This window comes from Butyrivibrio sp. AE3003 (assembly GCF_000686065.1).
Classification (GTDB): Bacteria; Bacillota; Clostridia; order Lachnospirales; family Lachnospiraceae; genus Butyrivibrio; species Butyrivibrio hungatei_A.
Genome location: NZ_JMLX01000001.1, coordinates 1,050,122 through 1,074,525 on the forward strand (window position 1 = coordinate 1,050,122; position 24,404 = coordinate 1,074,525).

20 protein-coding genes are annotated in these 24,404 nt (G+C 41.1%); 4 read left to right on the forward strand and 16 right to left on the reverse strand.

The genetic code is table 11. The annotated features are described in order from the left end of the window. Nucleotides 1–4: 4 nt before the first annotated feature. From smc to CD00_RS0105145, 8 genes are all read right to left on the reverse strand, one after another. Complete coding sequence (gene smc / locus CD00_RS0105105) at nucleotides 5–3,562, reverse strand: chromosome segregation protein SMC (protein ID WP_026654969.1); 3,558 nt, start codon at nucleotides 3,560–3,562, stop codon at nucleotides 5–7. Then, nucleotides 3,562–4,257: a ribonuclease III gene (gene rnc / locus CD00_RS0105110; RefSeq protein WP_026654970.1), complete on the reverse strand. Its 696-nt coding sequence runs from the start codon at nucleotides 4,255–4,257 to the stop codon at nucleotides 3,562–3,564. Before rnc ends, smc begins: the two co-directional genes overlap by 1 nt. Nucleotides 4,258–4,344: 87 nt before the next feature. Then, nucleotides 4,345–4,581 (reverse strand): acyl carrier protein, encoded by a 237-nt coding sequence (gene acpP / locus CD00_RS0105115; protein ID WP_026654971.1) that lies wholly within the window; start codon nucleotides 4,579–4,581, stop codon nucleotides 4,345–4,347. A gap of 77 nt (nucleotides 4,582–4,658) precedes the next feature. Beyond that, complete coding sequence (gene plsX, locus CD00_RS0105120; RefSeq protein ID WP_026654972.1) at nucleotides 4,659–5,666, reverse strand: phosphate acyltransferase PlsX; 1,008 nt, start codon at nucleotides 5,664–5,666, stop codon at nucleotides 4,659–4,661. Between the two features lie 125 nt (nucleotides 5,667–5,791). Then, complete coding sequence (gene rpmF, locus CD00_RS0105125; RefSeq protein ID WP_026512861.1) at nucleotides 5,792–5,974, reverse strand: 50S ribosomal protein L32; 183 nt, start codon at nucleotides 5,972–5,974, stop codon at nucleotides 5,792–5,794. A 131-nt stretch (nucleotides 5,975–6,105) separates the two neighbouring features. After that, the gene (locus tag CD00_RS0105130) at nucleotides 6,106–6,966 is read right to left on the reverse strand and encodes an AraC family transcriptional regulator (RefSeq protein ID WP_026654973.1); all 861 of its coding nucleotides are present in this window, start codon (nucleotides 6,964–6,966) and stop codon (nucleotides 6,106–6,108) included. A 13-nt stretch (nucleotides 6,967–6,979) separates the two neighbouring features. Further along, nucleotides 6,980–8,677 (reverse strand): hypothetical protein, encoded by a 1,698-nt coding sequence (locus tag CD00_RS0105135; protein ID WP_026654974.1) that lies wholly within the window; start codon nucleotides 8,675–8,677, stop codon nucleotides 6,980–6,982. A 78-nt stretch (nucleotides 8,678–8,755) separates the two neighbouring features. Further along, nucleotides 8,756–9,949 (reverse strand): acetate/propionate family kinase, encoded by a 1,194-nt coding sequence (locus tag CD00_RS0105145; RefSeq protein ID WP_026654975.1) that lies wholly within the window; start codon nucleotides 9,947–9,949, stop codon nucleotides 8,756–8,758. 115 nt (nucleotides 9,950–10,064) lie between these two features. On the opposite strand from CD00_RS0105145, the gene CD00_RS0105150 reads away from it, so the two are divergent. Beyond that, nucleotides 10,065–11,327: a tRNA(Met) cytidine acetate ligase gene (locus CD00_RS0105150; RefSeq protein ID WP_026654977.1), complete on the forward strand. Its 1,263-nt coding sequence runs from the start codon at nucleotides 10,065–10,067 to the stop codon at nucleotides 11,325–11,327. Nucleotides 11,328–11,477: 150 nt separating this feature from the next. Continuing rightward, complete coding sequence (locus tag CD00_RS0105155) at nucleotides 11,478–13,589, forward strand: hypothetical protein (protein ID WP_026654978.1); 2,112 nt, start codon at nucleotides 11,478–11,480, stop codon at nucleotides 13,587–13,589. A gap of 9 nt (nucleotides 13,590–13,598) precedes the next feature. Here the strand turns inward: CD00_RS0105155 and CD00_RS0105160 are convergent, their stop codons facing one another. Further along, a complete protein-coding gene (locus CD00_RS0105160; RefSeq protein WP_026654979.1) occupies nucleotides 13,599–15,101 on the reverse strand; it encodes a UxaA family hydrolase in 1,503 nt (500 codons plus the stop codon). A gap of 190 nt (nucleotides 15,102–15,291) precedes the next feature. On the opposite strand from CD00_RS0105160, the gene uxaC reads away from it, so the two are divergent. Together uxaC and CD00_RS0105170 are read left to right on the forward strand one after the other, a co-directional pair. Then, nucleotides 15,292–16,710: a glucuronate isomerase gene (gene uxaC, locus CD00_RS0105165; RefSeq protein ID WP_026654980.1), complete on the forward strand. Its 1,419-nt coding sequence runs from the start codon at nucleotides 15,292–15,294 to the stop codon at nucleotides 16,708–16,710. Between the two features lie 2 nt (nucleotides 16,711–16,712). Next, nucleotides 16,713–17,735: a LacI family DNA-binding transcriptional regulator gene (locus tag CD00_RS0105170; protein WP_242838915.1), complete on the forward strand. Its 1,023-nt coding sequence runs from the start codon at nucleotides 16,713–16,715 to the stop codon at nucleotides 17,733–17,735. Between the two features lie 543 nt (nucleotides 17,736–18,278). Here CD00_RS0105170 and CD00_RS19140 read toward each other — a convergent pair. From CD00_RS19140 to CD00_RS0105205, 7 genes are all read right to left on the reverse strand, one after another. Further along, nucleotides 18,279–19,055: a hypothetical protein gene (locus tag CD00_RS19140; protein ID WP_051594087.1), complete on the reverse strand. Its 777-nt coding sequence runs from the start codon at nucleotides 19,053–19,055 to the stop codon at nucleotides 18,279–18,281. A 109-nt stretch (nucleotides 19,056–19,164) separates the two neighbouring features. After that, the gene (gene mnmA, locus CD00_RS0105180; protein ID WP_051594088.1) at nucleotides 19,165–20,265 is read right to left on the reverse strand and encodes a tRNA 2-thiouridine(34) synthase MnmA; all 1,101 of its coding nucleotides are present in this window, start codon (nucleotides 20,263–20,265) and stop codon (nucleotides 19,165–19,167) included. 20 nt (nucleotides 20,266–20,285) lie between these two features. Next, a complete protein-coding gene (locus tag CD00_RS0105185) occupies nucleotides 20,286–21,824 on the reverse strand; it encodes a cobyric acid synthase (protein WP_026654983.1) in 1,539 nt (512 codons plus the stop codon). A gap of 90 nt (nucleotides 21,825–21,914) precedes the next feature. After that, nucleotides 21,915–22,400, reverse strand: coding sequence for a large conductance mechanosensitive channel protein MscL (mscL, locus tag CD00_RS0105190; protein ID WP_051198952.1), 486 nt, complete (start codon nucleotides 22,398–22,400; stop codon nucleotides 21,915–21,917). An 88-nt stretch (nucleotides 22,401–22,488) separates the two neighbouring features. Then, on the reverse strand, nucleotides 22,489–22,668 hold the full coding sequence (locus tag CD00_RS0105195) for a hypothetical protein (protein WP_026654986.1): 180 nt from the start codon (nucleotides 22,666–22,668) through the stop codon (nucleotides 22,489–22,491). 50 nt (nucleotides 22,669–22,718) lie between these two features. Beyond that, a complete protein-coding gene (locus CD00_RS0105200) occupies nucleotides 22,719–23,021 on the reverse strand; it encodes a hypothetical protein (protein WP_026654987.1) in 303 nt (100 codons plus the stop codon). Nucleotides 23,022–23,169: 148 nt separating this feature from the next. Further along, on the reverse strand, nucleotides 23,170–24,330 hold the full coding sequence (locus tag CD00_RS0105205; protein WP_026654988.1) for a hypothetical protein: 1,161 nt from the start codon (nucleotides 24,328–24,330) through the stop codon (nucleotides 23,170–23,172). Nucleotides 24,331–24,404 lie beyond the last annotated feature (74 nt).

Here is a 24,404-nt window from a genome sequence, read left to right on the forward strand (position 1 = left end):
GCCATCAGTTACTGAGCTCCTTATCGATAAGATTTACGCTTACAAGTGTTGATACGCCTTTTTCCTGCATCGTAATACCGTAAAGTCTGTCGGCACTTTCCATTGTACCACGACGGTGCGTAATTACAATGAACTGTGTATTGGAAAGCTTGTGCAAATATTTTGCAAAACGTACAACGTTGTTTTCATCAAGTGCCGCTTCAATCTCATCAAGAAGACAGAATGGCGAAGGTTTGAGGTTCTGAATGGCAAAAAGAAGCGCAATAGCGGTAAGTGCTTTCTCTCCACCGGACATCTGCATCATGTTTACAAGCTTCTTTCCGGGCGGCTGAGCGTTGATCTTGATTCCCGCTTCAAGGATATCTTCATCCTCCGCAAGTTCAAGAGTTCCCTTTCCTCCACCGAACATTTCCTTAAATACCTGGTCGAACTCAGTATTTATGAGCTTAAACTGCTCCATAAACTGCTTTCTCATAGACTCATCAAGATCGTTGATGATCTCTTTGAGCTGTCTCTCAGCTTCGATAAGGTCATCGTGCTGAGTCTTCATAAATGTATATCTCTCCATGAGGTTCTTGTAATCCTCAATGGCATTTACATTGACATCGCCAAGTTTTCTGATCGAATCCTTCAAAGAGTGTATCTCTCGTCTCATAGAAGGGACATCATTCATTTCCTCATCGCGAAGTTCTGCTGCATCGGACAATGTGATCTCATACTCATTCCACATGTAATTGATCTGTGACTCAATCGCCTCTTCACATTTTTCCTTCTTGGAAGTAAGTCTTATAACTTCTTTATCAAGATCGGACATCTGCTTATTCAGATCTTCCGTCTTTCCAAAGAACTCCTTCTGGGCCTCGGAAAGATTATTCTTGATTTCTTTCTTCTCCTCAAGTTCCTTGGTGGCATCCGACTGAACATCCAAAGATGCCTCGATCGTCAGCCTGATTTCTTCAATATCTTTCTTATTCTGCTCAAGAAGTCTTGCGTTCTCATTCATGGATTCAATGATCTCAGCAAGAGCTTTCTCTTCGGTCTCGATATCTTCATTTACACGATCGACATTCTGCTGATAGAACTCCTGCTTCTGATGACTCTTCTCGTATTCAATCTCTTTTACGGAGACAGCATCATTTTCACGTTCTTCAACAGCGTGCAACTCTTCAAGCATAGCCTTGAACTTCTCAACCTGTTCGGTACAGGTCTTCTCTGTATTCTCAGACTCTGTGAGAGCAGAAAGAGCTTCCTCTTTCTCAGCTTCGATCTCTGCAACCTTTGTCTCTATCTCATCGTTTTCAGCCTTAAGGTCGCTGTAGTTACCCTTTTGTTCTTCCTGTCTGGCTTCCTCGTTTTCAACGTTAAGTCTTGCCGTATTCTGAGCAATAAACTTACCCTGAAGTTCTGTACGAAGTTCCTCGGAAAGAGTACGAAGTTCATTTCTCTTTTCCTTGGCCTTGGCAATCTCAGCCTGGAGCCTGTCAATCTGTTCCTTATAATTCTTAACATTAAGCTCCATATCGTCCATCTCACGACGTCTTCCAAGGAGATTACTGTTATTCTTAAAAGCACCACCACTGATAGCTCCGCCGGGAACAAGAAGTTCACCCTCAAGAGTTACCATTCTGACAGTATATCTGTATTTTCTGGCTATCTTTACGGCATTGTCGATATTATCGACTGCGACGATTCTTCCAAGCATAGCCTTTGCCACACTCTTGTACTTGGGATCCGTGTTTACAAGTTCATCCGCCATACCAAGTACACCCTCTTCATTAAGAGCTTCCTTAGCCTTTAATTCAGGGGGATTATCAAGAGATGTAAGAGGTAAAAATGTCGCTCTGCCTGCCCTTGATTCCTTAAGGTATGCAATCATCTTCTTCGCAGTCTCTTCATCGTCGGTAACAATATTCTGAATATTACCGCCAAGAGCAACCTCAATAGCGGTCTCGTATTTTGGCTCGGTTTTGATAATGTCGGCAACAACACCGATAATTCCGGGTACGGTGTCTTTCCTCTCCATTACCTTCTTAACGCTTCCGCCGTATCCTTCGTATCTCTCGGTAATATTGGCAAGAGCATCAAGTCTTGATTTTTCCTGCTGATAAAGTCCCTGAGTTTTTCTAAGCTCAGCATCCTTGCGGGACATTTCTTCTCTGATAGCCACGATTTCCTGATCCGTAGCTTTCTGTTTCATGTTCATCTCAGAAATCTCAGCGGTTATCGCATCGAACTCATCCCTTAATTTTTTGATTGTTTCTTCCTGTCTGGATTCATCGGACTGCGCACGAACAAGCTTACCGGTAAGTTCAGCCTTTCTGATATTTACCTGTTCCTTCATTGTATCAAGGGAACTAAGCTTGGACTTAATGGTAGCTCTTGTATTAAGGGTTTCTATTATAGTGCTCTTGCACTCTTCAATCTGTTCGTTGATCTCGCCGATCTGATTAAGGACTTTATCAAGCTCTTTTCTTGCTTCATCCTTACTTTCAAGGAGTCTTGCAACTTCTGCGTCAATCTCCTCTTTTTCCTGTAAATACTTCTCTTTTTCTTTATTCTTATCAGCAATCTTAGCCTGCTCATCATTAATTCTCGTTTTGAAATGAGCATCGTTTGAGGATGCGGAATTGATCTTCTCATTAAGGATTCCGATCTGACCCTCAAGCTTTTCTTTTTTTACAGAAGAATCCGTGATCTTTGCCCTTGCTTCGTCTATCTCCGCATCAATCTGTTCAAGCTTCTTCTGGATATTTTCATATTCTTCCTTAGCCTTCTCATAATTGTTCTTTGACTCACTCAAAGACTCTGTTGCTATAAGAAGGTTCTTTCCTGCTTCTTCAAGTTGTTCCTTCTGATTCTTATTCTCAACAAGGAACATATTCACATCGAGAGTCTTAAGCCTCTCTCTGTATTTCAAATACTCTTTGGCCTTTTCGGACTGTTTCTCCAAAGGCCCCGTCTGTTTCTCCAGCTCAGCGAGAATATCGCTTATTCTGGTAAGATTTATCTTTTCTTCGGCGAGCTTTTTAACCGCAGTTTCTTTTCTGGATTTAAACTTAACGATACCTGCAGCCTCGTCAAAAAGATTTCTTCTGTCCTCAGGCTTACTTGAGAGGATCTGATCGATCTGACCCTGTCCGATAATGGAATATCCCTCTTTACCGATACCGGTATCCATAAACAGCTCGTTTACGTCCTTAAGACGACATACAGAGCCGTTGATCATATATTCACTCTCTCCCGAACGGTATAAGCGTCTGGAAACAGTAACTTCATCATAATCTATTGCAAGTGAATGGTCGGAATTATCAAGTGTGATGGCAACAAAAGCATAGCCCAGCGGTTTTCTGAGCTCTGTTCCCGAGAAAATAACGTCCTGCATGGATCCGCCTCGGAGCTGCTTGATACGCTGCTCACCGAGAACCCACCTTACGGCGTCCGCGACGTTACTCTTTCCTGAGCCGTTAGGTCCGACGATTCCGGTAATGCCGTTGTGAAAATCGAATTTTATTTTATTGGCAAATGATTTAAAACCATGAATCTCAATACTTTTTAAATACATTATTTCTTTTTGTTCAAAGTAAGAACCGCCTGATATGCCGCCTGTTGTTCAGCACTTTTCTTGGTTCTACCAGTCCCTTCTCCCATATTCTTATCTGCTACAAAAACACGAACCTTGAACATTTTATCATGTTCAGGACCACTTTCGCCACAAGTTTCATATCTCACAGTGCCAAGCTTCTGACTCTGCACAAGCTCCTGCAAAGTAGACTTGTTGTCATTGTACATCTGATAGGATTCAGCATTGCTAAGAACATACTTATCAATGAACTTCTTTGACTCATCAAAACCGCCGTCCAGATAAAGAGCTCCGATAACAGCCTCCATAACATCGGCAATAATGGACTCCTTATTTCTTCCACCGGTCGCCTCTTCGCCTTTTCCAAACTGAATATAATTTTTAAGATCAATCTGAAGAGAATCATGATAAAGAGCAGGCTCGCAAACAAGTGCAGCCCTTATCTTAGACATCTCGCCCTCTTTCTTTTCCGGAAATGTCTTAAAGAGATATTCACTGGAGATCATCTCCAAAATGGCATCTCCCAAAAATTCAAGGCGTTCATAATCATGCTTCTTATTGATCTTGTGCTCATTCACGTAAGAGCTGTGTGTAAGAGCCTCGATAATAAGAGCTTTGTTGTTGAATTTATAACCGATAGTCTGTTCCAGTCTGCTGATGTCATTTTCCGTTAACATAGTCACCTCGAAAAGTGTTTAGAATAAAATAGAAAAGAGGCAGTTATAATGCTGCCTCAGATAATACAAACAAAAATCAATTGAGAATTACTTAGTTTCTATTGCAGCCTTCAAAAGCTCAACAGCTTCCCCAACAGTTTTGATATTTTCAGTCTTCTCAGGCTCTATCTGAACATCAAATTCGTCCTCAAGCCCCATAATAATCTGAAAAAGATCGAGAGAATCAGCTCCGAGATCCTCTGTGAATGTTGTCTCCATCTTGATTTCCTCAGGATCAACATTGAGTACGCTGGCAATAACTTCTTTCATTTTCTCAAATTCCATAAAACTTTTCCTCCACTGCATGGCAGCTTTTTTATTTCTTTTTTAAGCGACTTTACAACAATCTAAGCAGGTAAATATCATACCTGTGAAATCTTAGCGCTGATCTTCTCACTTATTTTTTGCTCTGTGAAAGTTACACACTGTAATATTGAATTCTTAATCTCAATATCACTTGAACTTCCGTGAGTCTTAACGACAAGCCCCTTTAATCCAAGCATGGGTGCTCCGCCGTGCTTCTCAAGGCTGTAATTGCCAAGAGTCTTCTTAAGGTCGTCTTTGATAAGAAGTGCTCCTACCTTGCTCTTAAGACTTGACATAAGTCCCTTCTTAATAACGTTGACGAGAGATTTTGCAACGCCCTCGTACATCTTAAGAATAACATTTCCCGTAAAAGCTTCGCAGACAATAATATCGGCATAACCAGCAGGAATGTCTCTCGCCTCGATACTTCCGATAAAATTGATATCGGGACAATTTTTCAAAAGAGGGAATGTCTCCTTAACAAGTGCATTTCCCTTCTCCTCTTCAGCTCCGATATTGACGATCGCAACCGTGGGATTCTTGATTCCCATGATGTTCTCCATATAAACGGTTCCCATCTTAGCAAACTGAACAAGATGATTTGCTCTTGCATCAACATTTGCTCCGCAATCGATCAAAAGAGAATTACCCTTCTCTGTAGGAATAAGTGGAGCAAGGGGTGCTCTGTCTACTCCCTTAAGTCTTCCGACAATTATCTGGCCGCCAACTAGTGTGGCTCCGGTGCTTCCCGCAGATACATAAGCATCCGCTTCACCGTGATTCACCATATACATAGCCTTAACTATTGATGAATCTTTCTTGGTCCTGATAGCCAAAACCGGCGGTTCCGCCATCTCTATGACTTCTGTTGCATCAACGATTTCAATTCTGTTTTTATCGTAGCTGTATGCAGAAAGTTCTTTCTCCAGAACCTCTTTCTTACCGACAAGAAACACTTTGAGAGCATCGGATTCGGCTACTGCCTCAACCGCTCCCTTGACCGTTGCAACAGGTGCATTATCTCCACCCATAGCATCAACGGCAACACGTACAAGTTCCGACATATTCGGGACCTCCTATTAAATTGAACTTATTTTAATATACTAGAGTGAATGACAAAAATCAAGGCTTTCCGACATAGCCGGAAAGCCTTTAAATTCTGACTTTATGAGGTCATACCAAAAGTATATCAAGCCTCAGTCTCAACAATACTCTTCTTATTGTAGTAGCCACACTTCTTGCAAACCTGATGAGGCTGCATAAGAGCTCCACAATGACTGCACTTTACCAAAGTGGGAGCTGTCATTTTCCAGTTAGCTCTTCTCTGATCTCTATGGCCTTTTGATGACTTGTTCTTAGGGCAGATTGACATTTGAGTAACACCTCCTTACAGTAACCGTATAAGAAACTGCCTGTTTACAAAGGCAATTGTTTACGTTTATTCATTAGCATACCTATGTAGTATACTCATAGGTTTTTTATTTGTCAACAGTTTTTTATATGCTATCTATAGCAGTTTTGTGAGTATTTCTTCGGTGAAATTCCCACGGATTTTGTAAATGCCTTTAAGAAGTTGCTATAATCCGAAAAACCGCATTCCTCGCAGACTTCGCTGACACCTTTTCCCTCCGCCAAAAGCGACTTTGCGATAGAAATCCTTCTGGCTGTCATATATTTGTTTATCGTAGTTCCTGTAGCCGACTTGAAAATTCTGCAGATATAGGACTCACTTATGTAGAAATGCTTTGCAAGATCACCAATACTTACGGGGTTCTGTATATTGTTGTTAAGATACGAAAGAATTGCATCCACCTGCTCGTTATATGTGGCAACTTCCTCTTCCTGCTTATTGTTGTCTCTGTCGATCACGATCTTGTTTATCATCAAAAAGAGTTCTATAAATGTTGCCTTTTCAAGAAGATCATGTCCGTAACCATTACTTGTAAGTATCTTATTTACAAAATAAAGAAATCTCTTCTGCTGTTCCTGATTGAGGCTGATCTTATGTGAGAATTCCTCTCCCTGATGCTCAAAACAAGCATTGAGATTAGTTTCTTCACTCGAAATGCTCTTCATAAACTCAGGATCTATCATTATAACAATTCTTTCATGAAGCTCTTTGTCTATCTGTGTAAGATAATGCGAATCATACTGGCTTATAAGAAAAATATCGCCAGGTGCCACATCGTAAAGCTTATTATCTATAAGAAATTGCTTTCCGCCCGAAATTGAATAATACAGTTCATAGCAATCATGGATATGCATATCCATTGCCTTTTCATCCTTGTAAAGATGTGCGATGGAGAAATATCTTTTCTCCATGCTTTCAGCCATAGCCTCTTTGCAAGAGTTTAGTTCTTTCATATCAAGTTCCCTCTCATTTAGAAAATCTCCAAACGGGCACCTCATAAACCTCATCAACCATTTCCATATTGATTCCCGGCCCGTATTTTTCATTCAAATAAACATATATATATCCGGCTTTTTCGCCCCCGCCGATAAAAAATACATCGTCTCTCTCAACAAGAGCTCTTGCAGGATTGGCAATTCCAACCAGATTAGCGTGATACAGCCCTATGGGTGAAGGCATTATCCAACCACCAAACTGACAAACATTGGCATAAAAATCGCGATATTTCGCATCAATATCGAAGATATTTCTCGCCCCGCACAGATTGCTGTACAAAGTATCAACATCTACGATATAAAATCCCTCTAACTCCGTTATCGCTTTTGCCTTGCCGTACATCCAGTCATCTTCAGGAATAACACGACAATGCTTTTGATTTACAAACGTATCAACCTTCCCCGCTCCAAAAATTATTGTAATAACAGTCGATAAACCGATTGCGCATATGCCAAGTGTTTTTTTCACTTTATCTGAGGTTACTTTGGCATAAATCTTATCAAAACATCCCTCATATATTAAAAACATCAGTGTGAAGAATAAAGCTGAAACCCAAATGCCACATTCTACCCTCCACATTATTCGTCTGAAACACGTCAAACCATAATACTCAGAAATCACAAAAAATGTCTGCAAAATCACGAAAAATTTGTATCTTTTCTCGAAAAAGATTAGCGCAAATACTACGATCAGCAGAAATGCAGCGGAATAAGCCCCGTGTTTCCAAGACTCTCCCATCTTTTCAAGTGAATCCGTAAGCACCCCTATGTCCAGTTTAAATCCATCAACTCTGGTGTCCTTACCGATTTCTTTCATCGTCTTAAGTCTGTCCAAAGTGAAATATTCGGTATCGTTCCAAAGCCACATATCCATCAGCTTAAAATCAATCTCGGTAAAGCCCGCAGCAAGATACTCATCTTTATTCCATGAAAAATTGAAATTTCCAAAGTCTCGTTTTTCCGACATTATATTGTTCCAGTCAGTGAAATATCTCCACTCCGGATTCATATAATATGCGTAAAAATTGGCCGCCAGCATCAGCACAGAGACAATTATAGGCATAAGGAAAAAGATTGCAACCTTTTTTATCTTTTTTTTAAGATCACCTTTGTAAAAAAGAAACGCGGCTAAAACAAATGGTGCAACCATGCCTACACCTACTACTCTCGCGCCGACACCCATGCCAATTATCGCGGTTGCAATAACCATGAGGATCACTGACTTCTTTTCATAAAAAAGCTGTGCCAGAATAAGTGCTACGCCTGCAACTCCATATAAAGTCGAACTCTGTGTAAATTGAATATTCGAGTAAAAATCATAAGCCAAAAGAAGATTAATAAGCACCGTAACAAGAATCGATGCTTTCATCGGAAGTCTGTCTGTGATAACGACACAGATAACGATAATACTCAAAAGATTAAAAAACAGATAAAGCCAAAGATACCAGTTCACAAACGGTATCACGGCATACATGAATTTCAGAAAATATCCGATGACAATATTATTAAAAATAAGGTACTGTGAAGGACTGCCAAAAGCTCCGGCAGCTATCAGATTCATGATAGCGTCATCGCTTGTAACATATTTCAAACAACCAATTACTATACACAGAATAAAGTACAGTATACTTATTCCGGACAGTACCGCCCATTTTTTTCTACTATACATAACCTCTCTCCATAAAATCGATCGCAGCGCCAAGTATAAAAAAACAGAAAAAGCCGACTAAAAAGCCGGCTTTAAAAGTCATTTGCAAAGAGCGTATGTGTCTCGAGCGATCGCAAGCTCTTCATTTGTAGGAACAACCATAAGTGTTACCTTGCTATCAGGATTAGAAATAATCTCTTCCTTACCACGTACAGTATTAGCCTCTTCATTTAATGATGCGCCGATAAATCCGAGGCCGTCAATTATGATTTTACGAGTAAAGCCACTATTCTCGCCCACACCGGCTGTGAAACAGATTGCATCAACTCCGCCCATAGCTGCAGTATAAGCGCCAATGTATTTTACAACTCTATAGGCGAATGTGTCAACTGCACGTTTAGCGCCTTCATTTCCGTTTAAGTATCCGTCCTCTAGATCTCTGAAGTCAGATGAGAGCTCATTTGAGAGGCCGAATACACCGGACTTCTTGTTGAGAATATTGTTTACTTCCGCAACGGAAAGATTCTCTTTTTTCATAATAAATTCTACGACAGATGGATCAATGTCACCTGTTCTTGTTCCCATGATAAGTCCTTCAAGAGGTGTAAGTCCCATTGAAGTATCGATGCACTTGCCTCCCTTTACAGCAGATACCGATGCACCGTTTCCAAGGTGACAAACGATAAGCTTAAGGTCCTTGATGTCCTTACCGAGGATCTCGGCAGCTCTCTTACTTACGTAAGAATGGCTTGTTCCGTGGAAACCGTATCTTCTGATTCCGTACTTCTCGTAATATGAATAATGAAGTCCGTAAAGGTAAGCGTTCTCAGGCATTGTCTGATGGAAAGCTGTATCAAATACGGCAACCATAGGTACGCCTGGCATTGCCTTCTGGCAAGCTTTGATTCCGATAAGGTTTGCAGGATTGTGCAAAGGAGCAAGATCGCTTACATCCTCAATAGCCTTGATTACTTCGTCATTTATAACAACAGACTTTGTAAACTTCTCACCACCGTGAACGATACGATGTCCTACGGCTCCGATCTCATCAAGAGAAACAACACCGTTCTCCTTGTTTGTAAGTGCTTCTATCACAAGCTCGATAGCCTTGTTGTGATCGGGCATCGGAGTTTCAACAGTAATCTTATTCTTTCCTTCGGGAGTGTATACTATTCTGCTTCCGTCAATACCGATTCTCTCGCAGAGACCTTTGCAGATAACCTGCTCGCTCTCTGAATCGATAAGCTGAAATTTAAGTGAAGAGCTTCCACAGTTAATAACTAAAATTTTCATATCAAATTGCCTCTTTTCAAATGTAATATAATATATCATGATACTTATAATACTATTTCATAACAATAGAAAAAGTGTACAAAATTTTTGAATTTTTGAAAGCGTTTACACCAAGATGAAAACTGTAGGAATCATTGCTGAGTTTAATCCGTTCCATAACGGCCATAAATATCTCATCGAAGAGAGCAAAAAAAGAACCGGTGCAGACTACTGTATAGTAGTTATGAGCGGTGATTTTGTGCAGCGCGGAGCACCCGCAATAACAGACAAATTCACAAGAGTCAAATCTGCCCTTGATTCAGGCGCTGACCTTGTTTTGGAACTTCCGTCCTACTACGCTTTGGGAAGTGCCGAATACTTTGCATCTGGCGCCGTTTTCCTTTTAAACAAATTAAATTCCGTGGATTATCTGTGCTTTGGAAGTGAATCGGAAAACATAGATTTATTGTTCAATATTGCAGGCATTTTGAACGAAGAATCAGATTCATTCAAACGCAATATAAAAGAAAATATAAAAAGTGGAAAAAGCTACGCCGCTTCCCGTGAAAGTGCAGTATTTTCCGAGCTTTGCACGATCAATTCATCAATATGTGAATGTGACAAGAAAACTGATGTCAAAAAAGCGCTTACATTACCAAACAGCATTCTTGCAACCGAGTATCTGCGCGCATTAAGAAGAACAAACAGCCGCATCACACCGGTAATGATAAAAAGAATCGGTGAAAACTACCATTCAACAGATATCACCGAATACTCTTCCGCCACAGCTATAAGAAACAGCATCACAAAAGATACAGACGGCAGGTTCACTCTAGAGGGCTCTGTAAAAAATGCCATGCCCGAAACATCTTTTAACTTACTAAACGACAAGCTACGCCGCGGACAATTTGTAAAGGAAAACATCCTCGATAACCTTCTTTATTACAAACTCATGCAGAACAAAGGCGATTTCACGGCTTTCCTTGATATAAACGAAAGCCTTTCAAACAAGATAAATAAAACCATAGATAAATACGAGACTTTTGACGGATTCTGCAACATCCTTAAGTCAAAAGACCTCTCCTACACGCGCATAAGCAGATGCCTTATGCACATTCTTCTTGATGTCAAAACCGGCAACATGCAGAAATACAAGGATGACGGCTTCACCTCATTTATCAGGATCCTCGGGCAAAAAAAGAGTTCTTTTCCCTTACTGGCTAAGATAGGCGAAAACTCAGATATCCCCGTGATCAACAGACTAAAAGATGCCGGGAAGATTCTTGATTCCCTGTCCATGCAGCTTCTAAGCGAAACTCTTGCAGCATCAAAGGTATATAATCTTTTATGCGGCCAGAAAAATGTCAGTGAATTCAGCCTTCCGCCGATCATACTCTAGGGGAAAAGCCTAAAAACGGCGTTTTTCGGATTGCAGATGCTATTTTATCGTGCTAACATATACATGTAGAATTTCATAGTTATATAGTTTTAATGTTTTTCATGCTTTTCTTTAAAAATATTTTTCAGACCGGCTTTGAGGAGATTTTTAATGGGACTTGTTACATTAACCAAGGGACAGATCGTGCACAAAGCGATGTCCGATACTGTAGGTACTTTAGAAATTCTTGTAAAAGGAAAAATCAGGGCAACCGATCAATTCACTTCATTTGTAATAAATGTTGGAGGAATCATCGGTCTTGTTGAATCCCCTTCAAAAGAATACCAATACACATACGAAGCTCTGGAATACGCTTCCGTCTACACTTATCCTTACGAAGGCACAGATGATATTCTCGCAATGCTTAAATGCAACGAAAAAATCACATCGGTTCTCGCCTCGCAATCCGTTTTTATAACTCACGAACTATTTTCAGAATACGAAAGACTTTTCGAATCAGCTCTTTTTGAATTCAAAAAAATAAAATCAGACTACGCAGACTATCCCGAACTTTGCATAAGGGCAGGCGAAGTCCCGACAAAATTCGAGATGCTCGATCTCATAGTTCCTCCCGTAAAAAATAATATGCTTTCAAGTTGGGAATACGGCTATTACAAGAGTCTTAAGGAACACGAAGCGGCTCTGGGAAAGTCCTATTACGCACTAAGCCAGGACATAGCTATCGGAACGATCATGATCGCGGAAAAGAACCAGAAACTCATTTCCGTTTCAACCAAGTTCCTCACCGCGTACAAAAAGCAGCTTGGCAGAAATACCGCAGATTTCACCACTACCTTAAAAATGATACACGCAAAGATTGAAAACAACGAAAAGACTGCGGAAGGAAATGAAAACGAGCCTGTAATCACCAACGCTCTTGCCGTTATTCTCACATACTCAGGCGTAGATTCTGAACTCTCCGCCAAATTTCAGGATGAGATTGCTGCATTTAAAGCAAGCGAAACCCGCTATGACACAGCTGACGAAGCGCGTCTTCTTAGAAAGAACATCTCATCGTCTTTTTATAAAATATACAAGAAAGTCTTCTTAAAGAGCCTGTCAGACAAAGACATACCGATAGAGGTCAGGATGTTCCTAATGTTCGGCTTTGTCGATGAAGAACTCGCCGGCGAAAAGAACACTTCCATCCTCTGTAACATCGCAAGATCCTACGTTCCCGATCCCGAAGGCAATATTCTTCTTCTATCGGAATGGCTCAAAAAAGTCTACAAACTCCAGGCTAATCCTTCAAGAAACGAATTTGACCAGGACTGGGAAACATATCTTCGCGAGCAAAAGGCCACGGGAGTTCTTAAACAGGAACAGATCGACGCCATGATAAACAATCCGGATAGCCGACTTGATTTCGAGATTAACAATCTCTTTTCACTCGGAAACAGGATGACGTTCGGCAGAATTTCCGTATTCGTTCCCGTGTTCGATTCAATGAATGTGCTAAAGCCGCTCAATCTCGCATATATGACTTCGTCTAAAATCAAGGAGCACATCTCCAAGATTAAAAGCATCGACTTTGGTGTATTCTGCAGGCAGGCCGTGTATTCCAACACCGACATCGGGATCACGCAGGTTTATTACGCAGAAGAAGTCGAGCCCTATATCATACTTATGCCAAACGCAGGAACCAGAGCCACTTTGTGGCAGGAAATCGAGGGTAAAAAGAGAAACACAAAGGCCAGAATGCTCATCTCCATATTCAACCTCGAAAACACCGAAGACTGCATGATCAAGCTCCTTGGCGAGTTCAGATGGGAAATGTGCAAGACGGAACAAGGCGTGCACTGGAACGACGTCACCGATCCGTCGCTTACTTCCATGTACTGCGACTATCTTCAGTTCTTTAAGAAAAACCAGACTCTTTCTTCCGAACAAAAAGATAAGCTTCGCCTTGATCTAAAGAAATATAACAATAATTACAAGAGCATTTTCATAAGCGACTACCTCGCATACCTGAAATATGAGGCTACAGGGTCACTGAGACTAAACAAGGTCGCAAGAGAGATTTTGTTTAACTCATGTCCTTTTTCAAAACAATATCGCGAAGCGGTTTATGACAATCCGCAGTACAAGGAGCTCATAAACCATTACACAGCGCACAACGCCAATGTCTCAAAGCCTCTTCAGAACCTTGAATTCAGGCTAAAAAAAGAAGGTCTGGAAGTTCCTCATGAACTCACAGACCAAATCGAATATCTTGCCAAATAAATACAGCAATTACAATGTAACGCCGCGCTTCCATATTGCCATATCGTGGAAGCCGGCTATTTCACTCTTAAGTTTCTCGCCGGATGCCGCATTGAGTATCATATCAAAGAGCTCCTCGGCAAGCTGATCAAAGCTCTTTCCCTCAAGAACATCTCCCGCAGAAAAATCTATCCAGTTATTCTTCTTGTCACGGATTCTGTTGTTACTTGAGATCTTAAGCGTAGGTACAGGGCATGCAAACGGAGTTCCTCTTCCTGTTGTAAAAAGAACTATCTGAGCGCCCGATGCTGCAAGTGCCGTAGCTGCGCAAAGATCGTTTCCGGGTGCACAAAGAAGGTTAAGCCCTGTGGTATCGGTGGTCTCACCGTAGTCAAGAACGTTCATAACAGGAAAACTTCCTGATTTCTGGGTACATCCAAGTGATTTATCCTCGAGCGTCGTAATTCCGCCTGCCTTATTTCCGGGCGATGGATTCTCATATATTGGCTCTCCGAGCTTGGTAAAATACTCTTTGAAATTATTTATCATATCAACGGTATCATGAAAAGTATTTTTATCCTTGCATCTGTTCATAAGGAGCGTCTCCGCCCCGAACATCTCGGGTACTTCGGTAAGGATCGATGTACCGCCGCGTTTAATTATCATATCGGAGATTCGTCCGACAAGAGGATTTGCCGTAATTCCCGAAAATCCGTCACTTCCACCGCACTTAAGCCCGATAACAAGCTTTGACGCGCTGACTTTCTCTCTTCTGTCTCCGGCTGTCGCATCGATTATTTCCTGCAAAAGCCTGATACCGTCTTCCATCTCATCATCCGATTCCTGACAAACAAGAAACTTGATCCTGTTCTCGTCAAAATCACCGAGATAAGGTTTTAATACATCTATATTGCTGTTCTCACAGCCAAGGCCTACTACAAGCACACCTCCTGCGTTGGGGTGTCTTATAAGATCTGACAAGATAGTCCTTGTATACTCCTGATCGTCACCCGTCTGCGAACAGCCGTAATTATGCGTGAAAGCAACAACTTCGTCGATGCTTCCCTTTATCATATGATTTCCCTCTTTTGCCAGAGCCGTCGCAATGTTATTTACGCAACCAACCGTAGGGATTATCCATATTTCGTTCCTGATTCCGACTCTTCCGTCGTCTCTTACATATCCGTGAAAAAAGCTCTTTTCTTTCCCCATCATCTTGAGCTTCTCGGATATATCCTCAGCGTCCGGCATATACTCATATTGAAGAATACCGTTAAGCTTAGTCCTTGTATTATGTGTATGGATCCATGTTCCGGGCTCAATATTCTCCGTGACACAACCTATCGGAAAACCGTATTTGATAACTTCCTGATCGTGTCCAATAGCTTTGACGGACATCTTGTGTCCCGAAGGAATGTCTTCTCTTGCCTTGATTACAGATCCGTCGGAAAGCACGATCTCATCCCCCGCCTTTACAGGCTCAAGACAAACAACAACATTGTCCTTCTCATTGATTTTAAGAAATTTATTCATTTGCTACCTCTTTTTACCCTCATCCTAATGTAAGCATTTACAAACTCATCATATATTCAATATGACCACTCGTCAACGAATTTTTTCTATTGTATTTAATATATGGCTCTTGTATAATACTTTTGAAAAATATGAAAAGGCTTACATATTTAAAGAATAAAAAATTACGTTTATAAACGGAGGGTATTTAATGAAAAAATTCATGGACAAAGATTTCCTCTTACAGAGTGAAACCGCTAAGACACTTTATCACGACTACGCTGCGAAAGTGCCCGTACTTGACTATCACTGCCACATCAATCCCAGAGAGATTGCCGAAGATAAGCATTTCGACAACATCACTCAGGTTTGGCTCGGCGGAGATCATTATAAATGGCGTCTCATGAGATCTTTCGGTATCGAAGAAAAATATATCACAGGAGATGCTTCCGACAAAGAAAAGTTCCTTGCATTTGCAAAATGCCTCGGAAAAGCTGTTGGACACCCCATCTTCCACTGGGCACACCTTGAGCTCAAGAAGTACTTCGGCTATGACGGAGTTCTCAATGAGAGCACAGCTGAGGAAGTTTACGATATCTGCAACAAGGTTCTTCAGGCTCCCGACATGGGCGCAAGAAAGCTCATCAAGATGTCAGACGTAACACTCATCTGTACAACAGACGATCCTGTTGATACACTTGAATGGCATGATATGATAAAGAATGACGAGACATTCGATGTTAAGGTTCTTCCCGCTTGGCGTCCCGACAAGGCTAAGAACATCATCAAGCCCGAATTTGCTTCATATATCAATCAGTTATCTGAAGTAAGCGGTGTTAAGATTGATTCATTCAAGGCTTTGAAAGAAGCTCTTAAGGTAAGACACGATTACTTCGAGCAGAAGGGATGCAACGTTGCAGACTTCGCTCTTGAGTACGTTATGTACAAGCCTGTTTCTGAAGAAAAGATTGAGGAGATCTTCGCCAAGAAGATGAACGGCGGAGAAGTTTCTTACGAAGAGTACCTTCAGTACCAGACAGCATTCATGCTCTTTGAGGGTGAGGAATGTGCTAAGAGAGATTGGGTTATCCAGCTCCACTTCGGATGCAAGCGTGACAACAACACCGCTATGTTTAATAAAATCGGACCCGATACAGGATTTGATGCTATCGATGCTTACTATCCTATGGGCGAACTTGCAGACTTCCTTGATGCACTTAATTCAAAGGATGCTCTTCCCAAGACGATCATTTACAGCCTTAACCCCAACGATCTTATGATCATCAACACTATGCTTAACTGCTTCAACCAGGCTCCTACAGTTGCTAAAATCCAGCAGGGAAGCGCATGGTGGTTCAATGATACCAAGCTCGGCATGGAACAGCACTTAAAGGCAGTTGCAGAATCAAGTAACCTTTCAGGTTTCGTAGGAATGCTCACAGATTCAAGAAGCTTTACTTCTTACACAAGACACGAGTACTTCCGCAGAATCCTTTGCAACTTCCTTGGATCACTTGTTGAAAACGGCGAATATCCTGCAGAGTGCATCGATACACTCGGACAGATTGCCGCTGATATTTCATATAACAATGCAGTAAGATACTTCAAATTTCCTTTAGAAACGAGATAAGTATGAGCAACCAAATGACTATTTACGACATATCCAAAAAAGCCGGAGTTTCAATCGCTACAGTTTCACGTGTACTTAACGGAAGCTCTAACGTAAAGCCCCGCACCCGCAAAAAGGTACTGGATATAATTGAACAATGCGGATATAAACCAAATGCATTCGCAAGAGGACTCGGTCTCAATTCAATGAAGACCGTTGGTATTCTTTGCGCCGATGCATCCGATCTATATCTTGCAAAGGCAATTTACTACATTGAGCAGAACCTTAGAGAAAACGGTTACAATTCAGTATTATGCTGTACCGGTTACGAGATTCCATCTCGTAAGAAATGCCTTAATCTCCTACTCTCTCAGCATGTAGATAGCGTAATAATGGTCGGTTCTAACTTTATTATGAACAATGCTGAAGATAACCAGTATGTTATTGATGGAGCTGCTTCGGTACCTATCATGCTTCTCAATGCAGACTTTGATTGCCCCAATGTATATTGCACACTCTGCGATGACTACAAGGCAACCCAGGATGCTACGGAATGCATGCTCGATGCAGGAATAAAGAATATTCTGTATCTCTACAACAGCACAACATATTCCGGATTAAAGAAGCTTGCCGGATTCCAAAATGCACTCTTAACACATGATATTCCTCTCAGAAAGGAATATCAGCAGTGCTTCCCCGGAAGTCGTGAGGATATCGACGGAGTAAGGGATTTTGTCGATAAGCTTTACAAAGAAGGTCTTAAGTTTGACGGAATTGTTACGAGTGAGGATTTCCTTGCTATCGGTGCCATGAATTTTGCGAAAGCAAATAAAATTGATGTACCGGACAAGCTTCAGATTGTAGGATATAACAATTCTATCCTGGCTCACTGTTCAGAACCCAACATCTCTTCTGTAGACAATCGTCTTGAAGATATGTGCATTCAGCTTGTTAAAACACTTATCGGAACTCTCAGTCAGAATGAGATGCCTCAGAAGACAATCTTCTCGGGCGAGCTCATCAAGAGGGGATCGACAAACTTCTAAATATCAAAGGGCTATGCCGTGATTTACGGTATAGCCCTTTATTTACAAGGGGATGTGTGAGAATATACGGTGTTGCCCTTTATTTACAAGGGGATATGCGAGAATATACGGTGTTGCCCTTTATGTATACTTTCCATGCGGGACTTTGGTTATTTTTTGGTTGTCTGCGCAGTGATTTTCATTAATTTATAAAAAACAGGAGATGCTTCCTTTCACGTTGTTCAGAGAAGTCAGCATCTCCTGTTTTTATAAATTTTGAAAATCATCTTGCTCGTACAAATAAAAAATAGCCAAAGTCCCGCATGGAAAGTATATTATGAATCTCATACGGAAATTATTCGGCACGGATCTCCGCCTAATTATATAAAACTCTAAGCATACTTTTTCATTCTTTTGAAGTGCACAGAGATAGTCTGCAGGTTGAATTTATACGATTAACTTCAACTTTATCACACCATGCACCAGCAAAAATGGAATCCATAAAGTAGCGACATACTATGCTAATTCGATAAGCTCCATTTTACCGGTTTCATATGCAAATAATCATAAGTTTCGAGGCTCATTTAATACTATTTCACCTTCGAAAACATCTTCTATATTGCAATCTTCTCCAAGAGAAACTGTAATTCTGCTGTCGTAAGTCTTCCATTCAAACTGTGACCAATCGACGCCTTCTACATTTCTATCGGGTGTTTGATCATTATAATTATCTATTATAAACTCCTGTTTTTGATGATTTTTCTTCATCGCCAATGTGCTCATTGCCATGGCATATAATTGCGGATCATACTTCATGAGTTTTTGAGCTTCAACGGTTGTTATAGATCTTCCGCTTGATATTTTTGCGGCAATTTCAAAAGCATCCGATGCGTCTTTTGCAGCTTTCTTCCATGCTTCGCTTTGCTGCTGTGCAACAGCCAGTTCATGTTGCATGATATAATTATTAAACGCGCTCATCCTATCCGCTTCTGCTTTTTTATCAGTTTCTAGCAGTTTCTTTTTAATCTCAGCCGATAATTCTATATTGATTCCATTGACTGTAATATAGCCACGCGAAACAGCTCTGTTCACCATAGCCGAATCTGCAAAGTGAACTATAAATGTATTTTCCTTATCTCCCTTTGATGCTCCCAATATGTCTTTTCCGGAAGTCGCAGATATATTATTGTTCAGCTGCGCCGCATAAGCTTCATCAGATATCTCTACAGTGTCTTTCTTGCTTGATGCGCTTTGGGCAATATAAGAGCTTTGGCTTTTATTATCATTACCATAATATTCTATTTTGGCTCTTTTTTCTCCGAAAACACCTGCTATATTCATTAGATGCATCCCCCTATGAAAAATCCGTTGTCAAATACTTTTTCCTACATAGATTTTATCGGCATCAACAGATAACCATTTTACTAGAAAAACTATTTTATCTGTGCAATCACTCATTTGTGATGATTCCGCCACCGAGGACGATGTCGCCATCGTAGAGAACTGCGGATTGACCGGCGGTGATGGCACGCTGAGGTTCGTCGAAAGTGATCTTGGCTTTGCCGTCACTGAGGACCTCGAGGGTTGCGGGTTGTTCCTTATGGCGATAGCGGATTTTGGCGCTACAGCGCATTGGCTCAGCCGGAACATCGCCTGTTATCCAGTGGAAATCGCGGATTATAAATTCTTTCTCGAAAAGGTCTTTGTTGTCGGCGAGGATGACTCTGTTGTTCTTTACGTCGAGTTGCTTTACGTAGAGTCTTCTGTCTGCGGGAATTCCGAGACCTCGGCGCTGGCCGATTGTGTAATTTATAATTCCTTCGTGGGTACCGAGAACGTTTCCTTCAGTATCTACAAAGTCGCCTTTTTCATACTCTTTGTCTCTGTAGCGTCTTATCATTGCAGCATAGTCGCCGTCAGGAACAAAGCAGATGTCCTGGCTCTCGCTTTTATGTGATGTTACAAACTGCTTCTTCTCTGCAATTGCTCTTACTTCGTTCTTTGTATATTCCCCGAGTGGGAAGAATGTATGCGCGAGCTGTTCCTGTGTAAGATCGTAAAGAACGTAGCTCTGGTCTTTATTGAGATCTTTGGCTTTGAGAAGGTAGTATTTGCCGTCTCTTTCCTCGATTCGCGCATAGTGTCCGGTTACGATATATTCGTAGCCAAGTTCTTTGGCCTTATTGTAGAGGCTGTCGAACTTAAGGTATCTGTTGCATCTGATACAAGGGTTTGGTGTCTCACCATTTTCATAGCTACAGATAAATGGCTCGATAACTTTCTCCCTGAATTCAGCTTCGTAATGGTAGATGTTATAAGGAATTCCAATCTTCTCGCAGACTGCTCTCGCATCCTGAGTATCGTTAAGACTGCAGCAGGTTCCGAAGAGATCCTCACCAATAACGTCATTTTCATATAATCTCATGGTGCATCCCATGCAATCATAACCTCTGTCCGCAATAAGTGCAGCCGCGACACTACTGTCAACGCCACCACTCATCGCTATCAAAGCTTTCTTATTTGATTTATTATTTAAAACACTTTCTGACATAAAAACTCCAAAAAAATGAACTACAATGTTATTTTAGCATCTTTAAGACACGAATACACATAATCCATATCCATGCTCTGCCTTATTGTATCAGCAAGTATATCATACTGGCTCTCTTTAAATTCTTCATAAGAAAATTTCTCTGAGTCCGATTTACCCAGCGCCTTCAATATACATGCAGCAATATTCCCCTTATCAAAAAGACCGTGTACATAGCTTCCATAGACATTCTTTCCATTGCTGACCACAAGATTGCAACCATCACCTTCAATCGCATCATTTCCGTTATCTGCATCTCCGCCGGCTCCTGTGCCTACTTGATCTGCTCCGCCTCCGGCACTCTCGCCCATGTGGATCTCATATCCTGAAATCTCCATATCTTTAAGTGATTCAAATATTCCTTTCGGAAAAGAAATCTTAGCATCAACCTGTTTTCTGACCTTTTCCTCCCGAATCTGCGTATCGATATCAAGAAGTTCCATTCCCCTGATTGCTGAACCAATTCCGCTTTCGGCACCGGAAGGATCGATTATCTTATTTCCAAGCATCTGGAAACCTCCGCAGATTCCGAATACGGGCTTTTTCATTGAATAACGTTTTATCACAGCTTCAATGCCCGATTCCCTGAGCCATTTAAGGTCGGCTATCGTATTCTTGCTTCCGGGCAGGAAGATAATATCGGGGTCTCCGAGATCGTATACAGAATCAACGTATCTTACAACCGCATTACTTAGAGCGTCAAAGCAGTTAAAGTCTGTAAAATTGGAAATCCTGGGATACCTTATAACGACGATATCCGCAGCGTTTCCGCTCACTTCTGCTTTTGATTTGTCATTAAACTTATCGGTAAGTGAATCCTCGTCATCAACTTTGATGTTCATATATGGGATAACTCCGGCCGTCTTAATGCCTGTTTTCTCAGTGATCATATCAATTCCTGAATCAAGCAAAGAAACATCGCCTCTGAATTTGTTGATCACAAAGCCTTTTATCCTGTCTCTCTCCCCATCTTCAAGAAGCATTGTTGTTCCAAAGAGCTGGGCAAAAACTCCGCCCCTGTCTATATCACCGACAAGAAGAACAGGTGCATCGACCATCTTGGCCATTCCCATATTTACGATGTCATTTTCTTTTAGGTTTATTTCTGCGGGACTTCCCGCGCCTTCTATCACGATAATATCAGCTTTCTTGCTAAGCTGTTCAAATGCCTTGATTATATCGGGAACAAGTTTTTTCTTATATGCAAAGTATTCGCGTGCACTCATATTTCCGATTACTTCACCGTTAACGATAACCTGAGAGCCAACATCGCTTGTAGGTTTTAAAAGAATAGGATTCATGCAGACCAAAGGCTCAATGCCTGCGCACTCAGCCTGCATAACCTGTGCTCTTCCCATCTCAAGACCCTCTGAAGTAATAAAGGAATTAAGCGCCATATTCTGAGATTTGAAGGGTGCTGCCACATAGCCATCCTGCCTGAATATTCTGCACAAACCGGCTACAAGAAGGCTTTTTCCCGCCCCCGACATAGTTCCCTGAACCATGATTACTTTTGCCATCTTTTTATCCTATAAAAAGCTTTTTATTGAAAAAAGAGCCGCTCGCGACTCTTTTTTCAAAACTATTATAAACTAAAGAATAATATACTATCAACCCAATTCGGATGTACAATGAGGGCATCTTGTTGCCTCAATGTTGATCTCAGATTTGCAGTGAGGACAGATCTTTGTTGTCGCCGGTTCCTCTGCCTTTTCTTTTTCAAACTTGGAACTTACTGAGTTCATTACCTTAACAAGTGCAAAGATTACGATTGCCATCAAAAGGAAATTGATAACAACGGTAATAAATGTTCCGTAGTTAAGTGTTACGGCTCCAGCTTCTTTAGCCGCTTCAAGAGTTACATACGTGTTGCCGTCAAGGCATACAAACATATTGTTGAAATCAATGCCGCCTGTGATAATACTGATTACCGGCATGATTATGTCATCAACAAGAGATGAAATAATCTTCTGAAATGCTCCACCGATAATTACACCGACTGCCATGTCGAGAACATTGCCGCGCATAATAAACTCGCGGAATTCATTTGCAAGACCTTTGCCTTTACTAGTAACTGATTTAACTTTGTCTGTCATGCTTTTTCTCCCCTTATCAATATGAAATTGTATTGTTATCATTCAAGCATGAACAATAACAATTTGCCAACAATACAATGAGATTATATCATATTTCCCCAATAATTAAAGGATTACACATCAATAAAAACAGACTCACAGAGTAAAATCCATGAGCCTGTTTATATTTAATCCTATCTTTATCAGGTTTAATATTATCAAGTGTCTTTTCTGTTTCTTGTATTCTTCTTTTTGGTATCTTTACTGTCTTTAGAATCCTTATTGCCATCTTTATTCTTTTTTAGATTACCAAATAATTTATCGAGGAAATTTTTATCTTTAGCGTCCTTTCCCCGACTCCCTTCTACCGTCACGATATTCTTCATCGGAGTACTCGTCTCCGTAGCCGTCATCGTATCCGGATTCATCCTCGTTATCAGTTACACTCTCCTGTTTTGTATGTTTCTCAGGATTAGCAATGTGCTCCTCATGCACAAACCAAGCAATATTGTTTAGTAGCATCACAACCACGCAAATTGCAAGCGCGATCAACATTCTTCTGTTGCCTCTTTCAAGCCTTGACAATGTTGCCTCATGGACAACGTAGGGTACATTTTCATTCATAATCTTCTTATCATCCATTTCTTCATTTTTCCTCCAGAATGTATTATATCACTCGGAAGAAAAAAACTCATTAATATTAACCCATAAAGATAAAATTAACCATATAACGTACCGGCTTTTACAGTTTTTAGTGACGCAAACTCACTGTTTTTCTGCGTTATAACGCTCACGTTTTTGTAAGCTTGCAGATGTTTGCTGTAAACTCCGATCCACCGGGCATATCAGCAATAATCTCTTTATCGCTCACAATTACGGCGTGATTTAACACGATTCCTGCAACGTCGGGGCTCATTCCCGATCCGGGGAAATCTACAACCTTCACTGCTTTGCCGGCCTTGCTGTCATATCCGTAAAGTGCCTCGGTGTCTGCCGCATAGAAATCATAGCCTTCTCCCGAGAAGAAATCATAATAATTGTCATTAAACACTCCGAGCGGATCGTTGAGTTTCTTATTATCAAGATCGACCTTGTAGCACATATATCCCTCACCTTCGACTCTGTATATCGAAGCAAAAAGCTGATCGTCCGCTCCCTTAAAGAGAGTGCAATATCCCTCATATGAATCGCCAAAATCTCCGCGCTCCATAACAGTGCTAAGACCGCTGTTCTCATCAAATTTCATTATTCCTTTTGTAGTATTGAACAAAAGACCGTTCTTCTGAGTCCAGACAAGACCATTGACACTAAAGTTTTCTTCTCCCGAAAACGCATCAATGATATCTTTATTAAGCACTTCTTTTCCTGTAGTATCGAACTTCACAAGAAAAGCCTTGCTTACCTTGTAAGAAATATCTTCTGCGCCTTCTTCGGTTGCAGGTGCTGAATCTCCGACGCTTGCATCATCATTCTCGCCCTCACCGCTAGCCTCAAGGCTTCCGTCATTTTCGCCGGCGTGAGCAACACCTTCTTCGTCCTCTGCACCTCCTTTTTCTTCGGAGAATTCCTGATATTGCATATAGAGATTTCCGTCCTTGTCAGCAGTAAAAAGAGCTGACATGCTGTTTCCATCGCCTGCAATGTCAAAAGATTTTATATCGGATCCGTCAGGTTTAAAAGAAACACATCTGCGTTTTCCGTCTTGACCGTGAGCTACGGCAATTACCCGTCCGCTTTCATAATCAAAGAATTCCAGATACTCACCTTCTTTGGTGATTCCCTCAAGATTTGCCTGTTTATAAATGCCGCTGTCTGCCTGCTGTGGAACTTTTTCCTCCAAAACAGTCATACCGTCGGCTGCTTTTTTCCCGCATCCCGTAAAAGCTGTAGCACATAAAGCCGTTGCAAGGATGCCTGTTACAACTTTTTTTGATAGTTTTTCTTTTCTCATACGCTTATCTCCACTTCTAATTTCTATTATAGCATAGGAGGGTTACGCAAATAGCGCGCACCCTCCTATAAAAT

What these genes read in the sequence shown, in the direction of transcription:
- smc (WP_026654969.1), bottom strand. Translation starts at nt 3,562, where the DNA reads ATGTATTTAAAAAGTATTGAGATTCATGGTTTTAAATCATTTGCCAAT.
- rnc (WP_026654970.1), bottom strand. Translation starts at nt 4,257, where the DNA reads ATGTTAACGGAAAATGACATCAGCAGACTGGAACAGACTATCGGTTAT.
- acpP (WP_026654971.1), bottom strand. Translation starts at nt 4,581, where the DNA reads ATGGAATTTGAGAAAATGAAAGAAGTTATTGCCAGCGTACTCAATGTT.
- plsX (WP_026654972.1), bottom strand. Translation starts at nt 5,666, where the DNA reads ATGTCGGAACTTGTACGTGTTGCCGTTGATGCTATGGGTGGAGATAAT.
- rpmF (WP_026512861.1), bottom strand. Translation starts at nt 5,974, where the DNA reads ATGTCAATCTGCCCTAAGAACAAGTCATCAAAAGGCCATAGAGATCAG.
- CD00_RS0105130 (WP_026654973.1), bottom strand. Translation starts at nt 6,966, where the DNA reads ATGAAAGAACTAAACTCTTGCAAAGAGGCTATGGCTGAAAGCATGGAG.
- CD00_RS0105135 (WP_026654974.1), bottom strand. Translation starts at nt 8,677, where the DNA reads ATGTATAGTAGAAAAAAATGGGCGGTACTGTCCGGAATAAGTATACTG.
- CD00_RS0105145 (WP_026654975.1), bottom strand. Translation starts at nt 9,949, where the DNA reads ATGAAAATTTTAGTTATTAACTGTGGAAGCTCTTCACTTAAATTTCAG.
- CD00_RS0105150 (WP_026654977.1), top strand. Translation starts at nt 10,065, where the DNA reads ATGAAAACTGTAGGAATCATTGCTGAGTTTAATCCGTTCCATAACGGC.
- CD00_RS0105155 (WP_026654978.1), top strand. Translation starts at nt 11,478, where the DNA reads ATGGGACTTGTTACATTAACCAAGGGACAGATCGTGCACAAAGCGATG.
- CD00_RS0105160 (WP_026654979.1), bottom strand. Translation starts at nt 15,101, where the DNA reads ATGAATAAATTTCTTAAAATCAATGAGAAGGACAATGTTGTTGTTTGT.
- uxaC (WP_026654980.1), top strand. Translation starts at nt 15,292, where the DNA reads ATGAAAAAATTCATGGACAAAGATTTCCTCTTACAGAGTGAAACCGCT.
- CD00_RS0105170 (WP_242838915.1), top strand. Translation starts at nt 16,713, where the DNA reads ATGAGCAACCAAATGACTATTTACGACATATCCAAAAAAGCCGGAGTT.
- CD00_RS19140 (WP_051594087.1), bottom strand. Translation starts at nt 19,055, where the DNA reads ATGAATATAGCAGGTGTTTTCGGAGAAAAAAGAGCCAAAATAGAATAT.
- mnmA (WP_051594088.1), bottom strand. Translation starts at nt 20,265, where the DNA reads ATGTCAGAAAGTGTTTTAAATAATAAATCAAATAAGAAAGCTTTGATA.
- CD00_RS0105185 (WP_026654983.1), bottom strand. Translation starts at nt 21,824, where the DNA reads ATGGCAAAAGTAATCATGGTTCAGGGAACTATGTCGGGGGCGGGAAAA.
- mscL (WP_051198952.1), bottom strand. Translation starts at nt 22,400, where the DNA reads ATGACAGACAAAGTTAAATCAGTTACTAGTAAAGGCAAAGGTCTTGCA.
- CD00_RS0105195 (WP_026654986.1), bottom strand. Translation starts at nt 22,668, where the DNA reads ATGGCAATAAGGATTCTAAAGACAGTAAAGATACCAAAAAGAAGAATA.
- CD00_RS0105200 (WP_026654987.1), bottom strand. Translation starts at nt 23,021, where the DNA reads ATGGATGATAAGAAGATTATGAATGAAAATGTACCCTACGTTGTCCAT.
- CD00_RS0105205 (WP_026654988.1), bottom strand. Translation starts at nt 24,330, where the DNA reads ATGAGAAAAGAAAAACTATCAAAAAAAGTTGTAACAGGCATCCTTGCA.